This is a genomic window from Streptomyces filamentosus (genome assembly GCF_014654895.1).
Taxonomy (GTDB): domain Bacteria; phylum Actinomycetota; class Actinomycetes; order Streptomycetales; family Streptomycetaceae; genus Streptomyces; species Streptomyces filamentosus.
Genome location: NZ_BNBE01000001.1, coordinates 1,203,021 through 1,217,357, shown reverse-complemented (window position 1 = coordinate 1,217,357; position 14,337 = coordinate 1,203,021). Strand labels below are relative to the sequence as shown.

The following is a 14,337-nucleotide window of genomic DNA, read 5'->3' as shown; positions in this document are numbered from 1 at the left end:
CGAAGCAGATCTTCCGCATCGGCGGACCGTCCGCGCCCCGACCTCCCGCGCCGATTGCCGGATGAACCGTGCCCCTGGCATGATCCACCCGGCCCTCTCCCGGCGGACGGGAGGGGCGGGAAGGAGGGGGCTCCGATGATCGCCGGGATCGGACTGTGCGCGTTCGGGACCGCCGCGTTCGTCTCGGGCGCCCGGTACGCCTTCAACCTCCGGGGCGCGACCGACCGGGCCCTGGCCCGCGGGAGCGAGATCCGCGCCCTCGCCGCCGCCCGCCGGGGCGAGCCGGGCGGCGCCGCGGCCGGACCCCCGCCCTGGCGGTTCCGGCTGCGCGCGGGCCTCGTCATGGCCGGAGGGCCGCCCCTGGCCCTCCTCGGCCTCGTCCTCGCCCTCGGCTGACCCGCCCGTACACGGCCCCCCTCGGCGGAACCGGTACGGGCGGCGACTCCGGTGCGTCAGCCCGTCAGGGAGTCCCGCCAGGCGCGGTGGAGACCGGCGTAACGGCCCTCGCCGCCGACCAGTTCCGCCGGGGAGCCGTCCTCGACGACCCGGCCGCCCTCCATGACCAGGACGCGGTCCGCGACCTCCACGGTGGACAGCCGGTGGGCGATGACCACCGCCGTGCGGCCCGCGAGGACCGTGTCCATCGCCCGCTGCACGGCCCGCTCGCCCGGCACGTCCAGGGAGCTCGTCGCCTCGTCCAGGATCAGCACCGCCGGGTCCGCGAGGAGCGCCCGCGCGAAGGCCACCAGCTGGCGCTGGCCGGCCGAGATCCGGCCGCCCCGCTTCCGCACGTCCGTGTCGTAGCCGTCCGGCAGCCCGGTGATGAAGTCGTGCGCGCCGATCGCCTTCGCCGCCCGCTCGATCTCCTCGCGGGTCGCGTCCGGCCGGCCGATCGCGATGTTCTCCGCGACCGTCCCGGAGAACAGGAACGCCTCCTGTGTCACCATCACCACCCCGCGCCGCAGTTCGGGCGTCGCGAGCTCCCGCAGGTCCACCCCGTCGAGCAGCACCCGGCCCTCCGTCGGGTCGTAGAAGCGGGCCAGCAGCTTCGCCAGCGTCGACTTGCCCGCGCCCGTCGCGCCGACCACGGCCACCGTCTGCCCGGCCGGGATCCGCAGGGAGAAGCGGGGCAGCACCTCGCCGCCGGTGCGGTACGCGAACCGCACCCCGTCGAAGACGACCTCCCGGCCCGGCTCCGCCCCCGCCCGCTCCGGCAGCGCGCGCGGCGCCACCGCCTCCGGCACCCCCGGCTCCTGCGCGAGCAGCCCCGCGATCTTCGCCAGCGACGCGGCCGCCGACTCGTACGAGTTGAGGAACATCCCGAGCCGGTCGATCGGGTCGTAGAGCCGCCGCACGTACAGCACCGCCGCCGCGAGCACGCCCAGCTCCAGCGAACCGTCCGCCACCCGGTAGGCGCCCCACAGGCACATCCCGGCCACCGCCGTGTTCGCCACGAGCCGCGAGCCCACCACGTAGCGGGCCATCTCCAGGAGCGCGTCGCCGTTGCTCCGCTCGTGCCGGCGGTTGAGCGCCCCGAACTCCGCCTCGTTCACCCGCTCCCGGCGGAAGGCCCGCACCGGCCGGATCCCGTTCATCGTCTCCGCGAACTTCACGATGACCCCGGCGATCGCCGTCGACCGCTCCGCGAACACCGCGCCCGCCCGCCGCCGGTACGCCCGCACCAGCAGGTACAGCGGACCGAACGAGGCCACCGCCACCGCCCCGATCCCCAGGTCCAGCCAGAGCAGCACCAGCGCGATCGAGACGAACGACAGCACCACCCCGATCAGCTCCTGGAGCCCCTCCGACAGGAGCTCCCGCAGCGACTCCACGTCCGTCGTCGACCGGGAGATCAGCCGCCCCGAGGTGTACCGCTCGTGGAAGTCCACGCTCAGCACCTGCGCGTGCCGGAAGATCCGCCCCCGCAGGTCGAGCAGCACGTCCTGGTTGATCCGCGCCGCGCCCCGCACGAAGACGTACTGGAGCGCCCCGGCGCCCACCGCGCACAGCAGATAACCCGCCGCCACCGCGAGCAGCGGCCCGTGGTCCCCGGCCCGGAAGGCCGGCACCCCCCGGTCGATCGCGTACGCCACGAGCAGCGGGCCCGCCTGGACGGCGGCCTCCTTCACCAGCAGCACCACCGCCGCCACCGCCACCCGGAACCGGTGCCCGGCCAGCAGCGAGCGCAGCAGCGCCCCGGTCGCCCCGCGCGGCGCGGGCAGGTCGTCCCGGTCGAACGGATCGCCCGCCCCGTCCTCCCCGGCCGGCGCGGCGTCCTCCACCGGCTTCGCGAGTGTGGTCTCCGTCATCGCCGCCCGTCTCCCTCGCCCGTGCCCTCGCCCGACATCAGCCAGGCGTACTCCGCGCTGCTCCGCAGCAGCTCCTGATGGGTGCCGACCGCCGCGATCCGGCCGCCGGACAGCAGCGCCACCCGGTCGGCCAGCATCACCGTCGACGGCCGGTGCGCCACGACCAGCGCCGTCGTCTCCTTCAGCACCTCGCGCAGGGCCGCCTCCACTCGCGCCTCGGTGTGCACGTCCAGCGCCGACAGCGGGTCGTCGAGCACCAGGAAGCGCGGTCGGCCGACCACCGCCCGGGCCAGCGCGAGCCGCTGCCGCTGACCGCCCGACAGGCTCAGCCCCTGCTCGCCGACCTGCGTCCCGGCGCCCTCGGGCAGCCGCCCGACGAAACCGTCCGCCTGCGCGACGCCCAGCGCCCGCGCCAGCTCCGGCTCCCCGGCCGCCGCGCCCGCGCCCATCAGCACGTTCTCGGCGACGCTCGCCGAGAAGAGGGTGGGCTCCTCGAAGGCCACCGACACCAGGGTGCGCAGCCGCTCCCGCTCCATCAGGGCGATGTCCTCGCCGTCCAGGAGGATCCGGCCGCCGCTCGCCTCGTGCAGCCTCGGCACCAGCGCGGTCAGCGTCGTCTTGCCGGAGCCGGTGGCCCCGACGAGCGCCAGCGTCTCGCCCGGCCGGACGTGCAGGTCGACGGAGTCCAGCACCGGCGGCGACCCGTCCGGGGCGTCCGGGAAGCGGAACGACACGCCCTCGAAGCGCAGCCCGTCGGCGACCGGCTCCGCCGCCGCCGGGGCGGCCGCGTCCCGCTCCTCCTCCGCGTCCATCGCCTCGAAGTACCGTTCCGTCGCCGTCACCGCCTCCTGGCTCATCGCCAGCAGGAAGCCGATCGAGTCCACCGGCCAGCGCAGCGCCAGCGCCGTCGACAGGAAGGCCACCAGGGTGCCCGCCGACAGGTCGCCGTCCGCGACCCGCACCGAGCCGAGCACCAGCGCGGCGCCGATCGCCAGCTCCGGCAGGACCGTGATCAGCGCCCAGATCGTGGCGAGGAGCCGCGCCTTGGACAGCTCCGTGGAGCGCAGCAGCTCCGCGAGCCGGCGGAAGGACTCCGCCTGGCTGCGGTGCCGGCCGAAGCCCTTGACGATCCGGATGCCGAGGACGCTCTCCTCCACCACCGTCGTCAGGTCGCCCACCTGGTCCTGGGCGCGCCGGGCCACCACCCCGTACCGCCGCTCGAAGTACGAGCAGAGCACCACCACCGGCACCACCGGTGTCAGCAGCACCAGCCCGAGCGACAGGTCCTGGGCGAGCAGCAGCGCGCAGCCCGCCGCGATCGTCACGGCGTTGACCAGGAGGAAGGTCAGCGGGAAGGCCAGGAACATCCGGATGATCATGAGGTCGGTGGTGCCGCGCGAGAGCAACTGCCCCGAGGCCCACCGGTCGTGGAAGGCGATCGGCAGCCGCTGGAGCCGGCCGTACAGGTCCTCCCGCATCCGCGCCTCCACGGAGGACAGCGGACGGGCCACCAGCCACCGCCGGAGGCCGAAGAGCGCCGCCTCGGTGAAGCCGAGCAGCAGCAGGTACAGCGCCCCCAGCCACACCCCGCCGGGGTCGCGGTCCGCGACCGGCCCGTCCACCAGCCACTTCAGGACCAGCGGGATGACCAGCGACAGGCAGGAGGCGACGATCGCGACGAGGGCGGCGGTGAAGAACCGCGCGCGCACGGGCCGGAGGTACGGCCACAGCCGCAGCAGCACCCGCACGGCCGAACGGCCGGCGGGCCGGCCCCCCGCGGTGCCGGGGACGTCGGAGGGGCCGGGGGCGTCGGGGGTGTCAGGTTTCTCGGGCATCAGGTCCGACTCTATGAGTCACCACTGACACGCCTCACCCGATTTTCGGACGCCCGTCTTCCGAATGCCCCCGCCGTGCGCCCGGTGCCTACGAACCGTGCGCCGGAAGCCGACGACACCGCCCCCGCCCCGCCCCACACTGATCGGACGCGCGGGGCCGTCCACGGGGGGAGCGGCAGCCGACGACCCCGCGCGGGGGTGCCCGGCGGACCGCGCCCCGGCCCGCCACGGGGAGGCGCACCCCGCCCCCGCCCCGGCCACCGCCGTCGCGCCGCGGTGGCCGGGCCGGGGACCCCGCGGCCCGGCGCCCGTCCGGCCCGGGAGCCCTCCGGAGCCGCCGCCTCACTCCGCCACCCGCAGCAGCACCACCGACCGGGCGCCCACCGCCAGCACCGACCCGCCGGGGTGGCGGGTGCCCGGGGGCGCGGTCTGGTCCTCCAGGGCGGTGTCCAGGACCCGTTCGTAGGCGTGCGCCCACGGGGGTCCGGGGAGCCGGAAGTCCAGGGGGCGCGGGCCCGCGTGGAGCACGGCGAGGAAGCTGTCGTCGAGGACCTGCTCGCCGCGCTCGTCCCGGCCCGGTATGTCCCGCCCGGACAGGTAGAGGGCGAGGGTGGCGGAGGGGGCGTACCAGTCCCGCTCGGTCATCTCGGCGCCGTCGGGGCCGAACCAGGCGAGGTCCCGCAGCCCGTCGGCGCCCTGCGGCCGGCCGGAGAAGAAGGCGCGCCGGCGCAGCACCGGGTGGCGGTGGCGCAGGGCGAGCAGCCGGCGCGTGAGGGCGAGGAGCTGGGCGCGGCCCGGGTCCTCGGGGAGGGACCAGTCGAGCCAGCCGATCTCGTTGTCCTGGCAGTACGCGTTGTTGTTGCCGCCCTGGGTGCGGCCCATCTCGTCGCCCGCGACGAGCATCGGCACGCCGGTGGAGAGCAGCAGCGTGGTGAGCAGGTTGCGCAGCTGCCGCAGCCGCAGCGCGCCGATCTCCGGGTCGTCGGTCTCGCCCTCGGCGCCGCAGTTCCAGGAGCGGTTGTCGTGGGTGCCGTCGCGGTTGCCCTCGCCGTTGGCCTCGTTGTGCTTGCGCTCGTACGTGACGAGGTCGCGCAGGGTGAAGCCGTCGTGGGCGGTGACGAAGTTGACGGAGGCGTAGGGGCGGCGGCCGCCCCAGGCGTACAGGTCGCTGGAGCCCGACAGGCGGTAGCCGAGGTCCCGGACGTCGGGCAGGGCGCCGCGCCAGAAGTCCCGCACGGCGTCCCGGTAGCGGTCGTTCCACTCGGTCCACAGCGGCGGGAAGGAGCCGACCTGGTAGCCGCCGTTGCCGACGTCCCACGGCTCGGCGATGAGCTTGACCCGGCGCAGCACCGGGTCCTGGGCGATGACGGCGAGGAAGGGGGAGAGCATGTCGACGTCGTGCATGGACCGGGCCAGCGCCGCCGCCAGGTCGAAGCGGAAGCCGTCGACGCCCATCTCGGTGACCCAGTAGCGCAGGCTGTCGGTGATGAGCCGGAGCACCTGCGGCTGGACGACGTGCAGGGTGTTGCCGCAGCCGGTGTAGTCGGCGTACCTGCGGGCGTCGGACTGGAGCCGGTAGTAGCCGCGGTTGTCGATGCCCTTGAGCGACAGGGTGGGGCCCAGCTCGCCCGCCTCCGCCGTGTGGTTGTAGACGACGTCGAGGATGACCTCGATGCCGGCCGCGTGCAGCGCCCGCACCATCCGCTTGAACTCGCCGACCTGCTGCCCGGTGGTGCCGGAGGAGGAGTAGCCGGCGTGCGGGGCGAAGTAGCCGATCGAGTTGTAGCCCCAGTAGTTGGTGAGGCCGCGGCGCAGCAGGTGGTCCTCGTGGGCGAACTGGTGGACCGGCAGCAGTTCGACGGCCGTCACCCCGAGGCGTACGAGGTGGTCGACCGCGGCCGGGTGGGCGAGGCCCGCGTAGGTGCCCCGCAGGTGCTCGGGGATGCCGGGGTGCCGGGCGGTGAAGCCCTTGACGTGCAGCTCGTAGATGACCGAGTCCTGCCAGGGCGTCTTGGGCCTGCGGTCGTCGGACCAGTCGTCGTCGTCCCGCACGACGACGCCCTTGGGCACGTGCGGGGCGGAGTCCCGCTCGTCGCGGACGGTGTCGGCGACGTGCTGCTGCGGCCAGTCCCGCACGTGCCCGTACACCTCGGGCGGCAGCGCGAAGTCCCCGTCGACGGCGCGGGCGTACGGGTCGAGGAGCAGCTTCGCCGGGTTCCAGCGGGCGCCGGTCCACGGGTCCCAGCGGCCGTGCACCCGGTAGCCGTACCGCTGTCCGGGGCCGATCCCGGGCACGAAGCCGTGCCAGATCTCGTGGGTGAGCTCGGTCAGCGGCAGCCGGGTCTCGGTGCCGTCCGGCGCGAAGAGGCAGAGCTCCACGGCCTCGGCACCGCCCGCCCACAGCGCGAAGTTGGTGCCCCGGACGCCGTCCGGGCCGACCCGGCAGCGGGCGCCCAGGGGGGTGGGCGTCCCCGGCCACACGGGGGGCGCGGGCCGCCCCGGGGCGCGCTCCGGTACCGCCTGCTGTTCGGCTGCGCTCGACACCGCCCTGGCCTCCCGCGGCTCCGGCGGGGCCCGCGTGCCGGGGCGGGGGCGTCCCGGCCCCCGCCCCGCGCGTCCTCCCGCACCCTCGTCATCCCGGCACTTCCCCCTTGTTGTGCCCGCCCGGCCGTCCCCCCAACATGGCCCGCCCGCACGTTTCCCCTGGAGGGGGGTCGTCGTTGGGCCACGCGTGACACGTGTATGGGAACGGGCAGGGCGTCTCCTCGCGGTCGCGGGGCTCCTCGCGGGCCTCGCCGGCTGCACCGGACCGGACGGGGGAGGGGGCGGCGTCCCGGGTCTCCCGGGCCAGGCCAGGGCCCCCGGGGACGTGATCCGGGTCAGCCCGGAGGACGGCAGCGGGGGAGTGCCCGCGGACGGGCCGCTGGAGGTACGGGTGGACAGCGGGCGGCTCGAACGGGTGAGCGTGACCCAGGTGGCGGACGGGCGCCGCTCCGCCGTCCCCGGCGCGATCGGGACCGACGGGCTGCGCTGGCGGCCCGCCGAGGGCACCCGGCTCGCGCTCGCCGCGAAGTACAGCGTGGACGCGGTGGCGCTCGACGCGCACGGCCGCCGCTCGGCCCGGCACACCACCTTCACGACGGTGGTCCCGGAGAGCCGCTTCATCGGCTACTTCACCCCGGAGAACCGTTCCACGGTCGGCGCCGGGATGATCGTCTCCTTCGGCTTCAGCCGGCCGGTCGAGAACCGCGCGGAGGTGGAGCGGGCCATCCGGGTCACCGCCGACCCGCCTGTGGAGGTCTCCGGCCACTGGTTCGGCAAGGAGCGGCTCGACTTCCGCCCCGAGGCGTACTGGGCGCCCGGCACGAAGGTGACGGTCGAGCTGGGACTGCGGGACGTCGAGGGGGCCCCCGGCGTCTACGGCATCCAGCGCAAGACGGTCGGCTTCACGGTCGGCCGCTCCCAGGTCTCCCTGGTCGACGCCGCCGCACACACCATGGAGGTGCGGCGGGACGGGCGGCTCCTCGCCACCCTGCCGATCACCGCGGGCGCGCCGAAGACCACCACGTACAACGGCAGGATGGTGGTGACCGAGCTGTACGACGTGACCCGGATGAACGGCGCCACGGTCGGCTTCGGCGGCGAGTACGACATCAAGGACGTGCCGCACGCCATGCGGCTCACCGAGTCCGGCACCTTCATCCACGGCAACTACTGGGCCGACCCCGCCACCTTCGGCTCGGCCAACGTCAGCCACGGCTGCGTGGGGCTGCGGGACGTGAAGGGCGGCGGGGCGGACACCCCGGCGGGCTGGTTCTTCGACCGGAGCCTGATCGGGGACGTCGTGGAGGTGGTCAACTCCCAGGACCGGAAGGTCTCCCCGGACAACGGCCTGGGCGGCTGGAACCTGGACTGGAAGCGCTGGAAGGAGGGGTCCGCGCTCGACTGACGGCGCAGGGGCGGGCGGCCGAAGACCTCCGGGAGGGGGCGGCCGGCGGTGCCGGGCGGGGGCCGGACGCGCGGCGCTCCCCGGCTGCCTCCCGGTCCGTCCCGACTGGGACTGAACGGTGACATTCACGTGGAGCTTTCGTGTCTTGCGGTGTGATTATCTAGCGCCGTGCGCGGGACGTGCGCACAGGGGGTGGGGCCCGGCCGATGCCGGGTCGTGCGAGGGGAGAAGACCATAGTGAACGGGCAGCCGATATCGGGGGCGTCGGCACGGCGGCGGAGCGTCCGCCTCGGAGCCCTGGCCACGGGCGCACTGCTGCTGGTGCTGACCGCGTGCGGCGGCGAGGAGCCGGCCCGGACCGCTCCGGACCCCGGCGCCGGCCGGGAGACCGGGGCCCCGGACAACGCCGCCTCCCAGGCGGTCGTGACCGTCCTGCCGAAGGACGGCGCCGACTCGGTCGCCACCAGCGGGGCCCTCAAGGTCACCGCCGAGCAGGGCAGGCTGACGACGGTGACCGTCGCCGACTCCAAGGGCACCGCGATCGAGGGCAGGATCGCGGCGGACGGCGCCAGCTGGGAGCCGCTGGCCCACCTGTCGGCGGGCACGCAGTACAAGGTCCACGCGATCGCGAAGGACGCCGCAGGCCGCGAGTCGGCCAAGGACACCACCTTCACCACGCTGGTCCCGAAGAACACCTTCATCGGCCACTACACGCCGGAGGCCGACACGACCGTCGGCGTCGGCATGCCGGTCTCCATCAACTTCACCCGGGGCATCACCGACCCGGAGGCCGTGGAGAAGGCCATCAAGGTGACGGCCGAGCCGGCCGTCGAGATCGAGGGCCACTGGTTCGGCAACGACCGCCTCGACTTCCGCCCCGAGGAGTACTGGAAGGCCGGCACCAAGGTCACCGTCGAGCTGAACCTCGACGGCGTCGAGGGCCGCCCGGGCGTCTACGGCAAGCAGAAGAAGACGTACTCCTTCAGCATCGGCCGCCGCCAGGTCTCCACGGTCGACGCGAGCGCCAAGACGATGGTGGTCGAGCGCGACGGCGCGGTCATCAAGACCCTGCCGATCACCGCGGGCGCCCCGTCCACGACCACGTACAACGGCCAGATGGTCATCAGCGAGAAGTACAAGGTGACCCGCATGAACGGGGCCACCGTCGGCTTCGGCGGCGAGTACGACATCAAGGACGTGCCGCACGCCATGCGCCTGTCCACCTCCGGCACCTTCGTGCACGGCAACTACTGGGCCCCGAAGTCCACCTTCGGCTCCCAGAACGTCAGCCACGGCTGCGTCGGCCTCTCGGACACCCGGGGCGCGGGCGACAGCTCCACCCCGGCCGCCTGGTTCTTCGACAAGTCGATCATCGGTGACGTCGTCGTCGTGAAGAACTCCAAGGACAAGCAGATCAAGCCGGAGAACGGCCTGAACGGCTGGAACCTCTCCTGGGAGGAGTGGACCGCGTAAGGTCCCCCGCCCGCGCGAAGGGCCCGGTGCCGCTCACCCTGTGAGCAACGGCACCGGGCCCTTCCGCGTTAACGCCCACTAACCTCTTCCCCATGACTGTGAACCTCGAAGTCGCCGACGGCGTCGGCACGATCCGCCTCGACCGCCCGCCGATGAACGCGCTGGACATTGCCACCCAGGACCGGCTGCGCGAGCTGGCCCGGGAGGCCACCGACCGCGACGACGTGCGCGCCGTGGTCCTGTACGGCGGCGAGAAGGTCTTCGCGGCCGGCGCGGACATCAAGGAGATGCAGGTCATGGACCACGTGGCCATGGTCGAGCGGTCGCGCGCGCTCCAGGACTCCTTCACCGCCGTCGCCCGCATCCCCAAGCCGGTCGTCGCCGCGATCACCGGCTACGCCCTCGGCGGCGGCTGCGAGCTCGCCCTCTGCGCCGACTACCGGATCGCCGCCGACAACGCCAAGCTCGGCCAGCCCGAGATCCTCCTCGGCCTGATCCCCGGCGCCGGCGGCACCCAGCGGCTCTCCCGCCTGGTCGGCCCCTCCAGGGCCAAGGACCTCATCTTCACCGGCCGGATGGTGAAGGCCGACGAGGCGCTCGCGCTCGGCCTGGTCGACCGGGTCGTCCCGGCCGCCGAGGTGTACGAGCAGGCGCACGCCTGGGCGGCGAAGCTCGCCCAGGGCCCGGCGGTGGCGCTGCGCGCCGCGAAGGAGGCGGTCGACCAGGGCCTGGAGACCGACATCGACACCGGTCTCGCCCTCGAACGGACCTGGTTCTCCGCGCTGTTCGCCACCGCGGACCGGGAGACCGGGATGCGCAGCTTCGTCGAGGAGGGGCCGGGCAAGGCGAAGTTCGCCTGATCCCCGCGGATCCGACGGCCCGTCACGGCGACGCGCCGCCGCGCGGGGGTCATTCCGCCGGAACGGCCCCCGCGCGGCCCGCCATGCCCCCATCATGGGGGCATGGCGGGCCTGGAGAGCAGGGAACAACCACGGCAGGGCGGCGTCCCCGTCCCACGGTGGACACCGACCCTGGAGGACGAGGAGGCCCTCGCGGCGATGGCGGAGTACGGCAATCCCGCGGAGACGGACGTCCGCCTCCCGTCGCTGCCGCAGTCCGCCCGGATCGCCCGGCGGATGACCCAGTACGTGATGCTCCGGCACTGGGCGCTCGGCCCGACCCTCGCCGAGCACGCCGTCCTGCTCGTCTCCGAGCTGGTCGGCAACGCGGTCCGGCACACCGGCGCCCGGGTCTTCGTGCTGCGCGCGCAGCGCCGTCCGGGCCGGGTCCGGATGGAGGTGCGCGACCCCTCGCGCGGGCTGCCCTGCCTGATGCCGGTGGGCGAGCTCGACGTCAGCGGCCGGGGCCTCTTCCTCGTCGACAAGCTCTCCGACCGGTGGGGCGTGGACCTCGGGCCGCGCGGCAAGACCACCTGGTTCGAGATGCGGGTCACCGACCGCTGAGCCGGCCCCGGTCCGGTCCCCGTCCGGCCCCCTTCCGCTCCCGTCCGTCCCGGAACGCACGGAAGCCCCCGTGCGCCGTGGTGGGGCTGCTGGGGGCTTCCGTGTGATGCGCCGTGGACGGGGGGGTGTATCCACGGCCGCTTGGACGACCTGGCCCGGGTCAATGGGGGTCGTTGCCTCGACTATGACAGACGGCGGGCCACACCGCCAAACGCCCCTATGGTCACCAATTAGGACAAACAGTGACGTTTTAACTGTGAATCGTTGGTGACATGTGGCACTCACCTTGCAAACCATGAATGACTATGCGGTTCATCGATTGTTTCCCTCGATCGTCCACATGGTGGACCGTTTTCACGCGGCGGTGAGAAGGGCCTCCGACGCCACCGGCCGGTACCCCGCCGCCTGGAAGGTCCGCACGCTCCGCGCGTTCCCCGGCGACTGCTGCGCCCACACCACCGGACCCGGGGCCAGATGCCGCGCCGCCGCCGCCAGCGCCCGGCCCAGCCCCCGGTGCCGCACCTCCTCGTCCACCTCGACCGCCGCCTCCCAGCGCCCGGCCACCCCGCGCCCCAGGACCAGCACGCCGCCGTCCGCCGCCCAGACCCGCACCTCGTCCCGGTGCTTCAGGGCCCGCGCCACCCGCGGGTGCGCCGGGTCCTCGATCTCATGCAGCTCCACCGGCGGCGGGCCCGGCAGCGCGTCGGCGACCGTCAGCAGGTCGATCGTGTTCATCCGGCGGCCGGTGCGCTCCATGAGCCGCACCAGGAACCCCGGGTTCATGCTCGCCGCGAGCGGGTCGCTGCCGGTCGCGACCAGCTCCGCCCGCACCCAGTCCGGGTCCACGTCCGCGAAGACCACCGAATGGGCCGTGAAGGCCAGCACCCCGGCGTCCCGCCGGTCGGGCTGGGCGACCACCGTCGTCCCCCCGTCCATGGCCGGGAAGACCCCGCCCGCCGCCGCCTCCAGGATCCGTGCCAGGTCACTGTTCATACCGCCATCATCCGGCAGTCCCGGGGGCGGTTAATCTGACCCCCGTCAGAACAGCACCGAGAAGGGGCGGAAGCAGTGGCGGACATCGAGTCGGCACGCACGGCATTCAACCGGTACGACGTGGACGGCGACGGCTTCATCACCGCCGCGGAGTACAAGAGCGTCATGGCCCAGCTGGGCGACTTCAACGTCACCGAGACGGTGGCCGAGGCCCTCATCAAGCAGCGCGACGACAACGGCGACGGCCGCCTGTCGTGGGACGAGTTCTGGTCCCACCTGAGCAAGGCGTGACCCGCGCCTGACCTGCCGCGGGGCCGGGACCGGGCGGCGCTCACCCTGAGTTGCCGCCCGTCCCGGGCTCGGTGACGATCGTCCGGTGACGCTCCCCGGACCCCTCGGCACCCCGAACCGTCCGACCGCCGCCGCCCTCGCCGCCGCCGCGGTCCTCGTCGCCGTCCTCGCCGTCGCCGCCCTCGGCGCCGGACTCGCCCGCACGGGCACCGGCGAACTGCGCATACCCGCGGCCGGCGCCACCGCCCTGCTCCGGGTGCTCCTCCTGGCCGGCCTCGCCGTCGCCATCGGCGAACTCGCCGGCGCCCGGATCGCCGGCAGCGGCCCCCTGCCGCGCCCCCTCGCCGCCCCCGGCGCCCTGCTCGCCGCGGCCTCCTCCGCCGGCCTCCTGCTCCTCCTGGCCGCCGTCAGCGGACTGAGCCTCCCCGTCGTCTACGGGCTCCGCGAGGGCCGGCTGCTCCTCGTCACCGCCAACGCCTGCCTGCTCGCCGCGCTCTGCGCCGCCTCCCGGCGCCCCGCCCTCGCCGCCCTGCCGCTCGCCGCCGCCGTCCTCGCCGAGGCGCTGCGCGCCCACCCCGAGACCGCCGGCCCCGGCCTCGGCACCGGACTCACCGTCGTCCACCTCGCCGCCGCCTCGCTGTGGACGGGCACCCTGCTGTACGTGCTGCGCGTGCTGCGGGTGCGCGGCGGCGGACGCGAGGTGCTGCGGCGGTACGCCAGGGCGGCTGCCTGGGCCTACGCCGCCCTCACCGTCACCGGCACGGTCTCCACGGTGCGCCGGCTGCCCCTGGAGGCCGTGCTCACCACCGCGTACGGCAGGGTCCTGCTGGTGAAGCTCGCCCTCTTCGGCGCCGCCAGCCTGCTCGCCCTCGCGGCCCGCTCCCGGCTGCTCTCCGGCGGCGACGCCCGGCGCCCGGCCCGGGTCGAACTCGGCGTGCTCGCCGTGGTCGTGGCGCTCTCCGCACTGCTCACGGTGGTGCCGGACCCGCGCTGGCTGCTCTTCTGAGCCGCCTCCGGTCCGTCAGTCGCGCGCCACCAGCAGGGCGGTGCCCCACAGCGCCAGGGCCGCGGGGAGTCCCACCACGACCCGTACGGCCTCCGCGGACAGTCCGCCGGCCAGCAGGCCCCCGCCGATCGCCGCCAGGGCCGTCAGGGCCGCCGCGACCCAGCCGTACTGACGCTGGTCGTAGAGCCGGGCCAGCGGGAAGAAGTGCAGGCCCACGGCGAGGCAGACGCCGACCGGGATCCACTCCGGGTGCCCGGAGGCGTTCGCGCCGGCGACGACGCCGACGATCGCGGCCGCCTCCGCGGCGTTCACCACGCCCACCCCGCGGTTCCACCGCTCCGGCAGCCGCACCGGCCTGGTCACCTCGCCGGCCGTCCGGCGGCGGCCGGCGACCAGCGTCCCGGCCGCCAGCAGCGCGCCGAGCACCCCGGCGACCGCGAGCCCGGGGGAGGGCAGCCCCGAGCCGCCCGCGAGCGCCCACACCATCCCGAAGACGGAGAGCACGACGACCCCCCGGCGGCGCAAGGTGCGGGTCAGGTCGAGGCATGCGGCGTCTCCGGCATCCGTGGTCATGGTCATGATCGGGACCCTACCGGCGGAAACCGGCCGTGGACCCGGAATCCGGACATCCGCGCGGAGATTGGTCTGGACCTATTGCCCGCAGGGGTGCGCGCCGATACGTTTCCCCCGGCTGCGCAGCCGGAGCGAAACCCACCGCACCACATCGCATCGTTCATTTCAGGAGGACATGCCATGTACCGTCGCGTCGCAGCCGCCCTCACCACCGCGGCCACCGCCGGAGCCCTCGCCCTCGGCGCCGCGGGCACCGCCGAGGCCGCCGGCCCCGGCTTCTACCCGCGCAGCCACCACTCCTCGTACGCCGAGTGCCAGGCCGCGGGCCAGGCCGGCGAGTGGATGTGGGGCAAGATCTACTTCTGCGAGCCCTTCGCCCCGAGCCGCCCGGACGTCTACGTCCTCTGGGTCCGCTTCTGACCCGAACGGGAGACGGCCGGTCCCG

Annotated in this window: 13 protein-coding genes; 8 read left to right on the top strand and 5 right to left on the bottom strand. The window is 74.5% G+C overall.

From position 1 onward, the window contains the following. Window positions 1–135: 135 nt before the first annotated feature. Window positions 136–396, top strand: coding sequence for a hypothetical protein (locus tag IE326_RS05225; RefSeq protein WP_190040938.1), 261 nt, complete (start codon window positions 136–138; stop codon window positions 394–396). A gap of 56 nt (window positions 397–452) precedes the next feature. Here IE326_RS05225 and IE326_RS05220 read toward each other — a convergent pair whose 3' ends face one another. The 3 genes from IE326_RS05220 to glgX all read right to left on the bottom strand — a co-directional run bounded on the left by IE326_RS05220 (window position 453) and on the right by glgX (window position 6,688). After that, window positions 453–2,309: an ABC transporter ATP-binding protein gene (locus tag IE326_RS05220; RefSeq protein WP_190040937.1), complete on the bottom strand. Its 1,857-nt coding sequence runs from the start codon at window positions 2,307–2,309 to the stop codon at window positions 453–455. Beyond that, entirely contained in the window at window positions 2,306–4,144 is a 1,839-nt protein-coding gene (locus tag IE326_RS05215) for an ABC transporter ATP-binding protein (protein WP_190040936.1), read from the bottom strand. The genes IE326_RS05220 and IE326_RS05215 overlap by 4 nt, the downstream gene beginning before the upstream one ends. Before the next feature lie 342 nt (window positions 4,145–4,486). Continuing rightward, entirely contained in the window at window positions 4,487–6,688 is a 2,202-nt protein-coding gene (glgX, locus tag IE326_RS05210; RefSeq protein ID WP_150231839.1) for a glycogen debranching protein GlgX, read from the bottom strand. 187 nt (window positions 6,689–6,875) lie between these two features. Here glgX and IE326_RS05205 point away from each other — a divergent pair, with 187 nt between their 5' ends. From IE326_RS05205 to IE326_RS05190, 4 genes are all read left to right on the top strand, one after another. Next, window positions 6,876–8,093, top strand: coding sequence for a L,D-transpeptidase (locus tag IE326_RS05205; protein WP_150231841.1), 1,218 nt, complete (start codon window positions 6,876–6,878; stop codon window positions 8,091–8,093). A 237-nt stretch (window positions 8,094–8,330) separates the two neighbouring features. After that, a complete protein-coding gene (locus IE326_RS05200; protein WP_190040935.1) occupies window positions 8,331–9,566 on the top strand; it encodes a L,D-transpeptidase in 1,236 nt (411 codons plus the stop codon). Window positions 9,567–9,658: 92 nt separating this feature from the next. Continuing rightward, complete coding sequence (locus IE326_RS05195; protein WP_150231845.1) at window positions 9,659–10,426, top strand: enoyl-CoA hydratase/isomerase family protein; 768 nt, start codon at window positions 9,659–9,661, stop codon at window positions 10,424–10,426. 102 nt (window positions 10,427–10,528) lie between these two features. After that, window positions 10,529–11,029: an ATP-binding protein gene (locus IE326_RS05190; protein WP_150231847.1), complete on the top strand. Its 501-nt coding sequence runs from the start codon at window positions 10,529–10,531 to the stop codon at window positions 11,027–11,029. Window positions 11,030–11,383: 354 nt separating this feature from the next. Here the strand turns inward: IE326_RS05190 and IE326_RS05185 are convergent, their stop codons facing one another. Continuing rightward, window positions 11,384–12,022 (bottom strand): GNAT family N-acetyltransferase, encoded by a 639-nt coding sequence (locus IE326_RS05185; protein WP_190040934.1) that lies wholly within the window; start codon window positions 12,020–12,022, stop codon window positions 11,384–11,386. Window positions 12,023–12,097: 75 nt separating this feature from the next. Between IE326_RS05185 and IE326_RS05180 the strand changes: the two genes are divergently transcribed. Then, window positions 12,098–12,313: an EF-hand domain-containing protein gene (locus IE326_RS05180; RefSeq protein ID WP_015036303.1), complete on the top strand. Its 216-nt coding sequence runs from the start codon at window positions 12,098–12,100 to the stop codon at window positions 12,311–12,313. A gap of 85 nt (window positions 12,314–12,398) precedes the next feature. After that, the gene (locus tag IE326_RS05175; protein ID WP_190040933.1) at window positions 12,399–13,319 is read left to right on the top strand and encodes a CopD family protein; all 921 of its coding nucleotides are present in this window, start codon (window positions 12,399–12,401) and stop codon (window positions 13,317–13,319) included. Window positions 13,320–13,334: 15 nt separating this feature from the next. Here IE326_RS05175 and IE326_RS05170 read toward each other — a convergent pair whose 3' ends face one another. Next, the gene (locus tag IE326_RS05170; protein WP_229915206.1) at window positions 13,335–13,898 is read right to left on the bottom strand and encodes a DUF7010 family protein; all 564 of its coding nucleotides are present in this window, start codon (window positions 13,896–13,898) and stop codon (window positions 13,335–13,337) included. 174 nt (window positions 13,899–14,072) lie between these two features. On the opposite strand from IE326_RS05170, the gene IE326_RS05165 reads away from it, so the two are divergent. Further along, entirely contained in the window at window positions 14,073–14,312 is a 240-nt protein-coding gene (locus tag IE326_RS05165) for a hypothetical protein (RefSeq protein WP_030750926.1), read from the top strand. Window positions 14,313–14,337 lie beyond the last annotated feature (25 nt).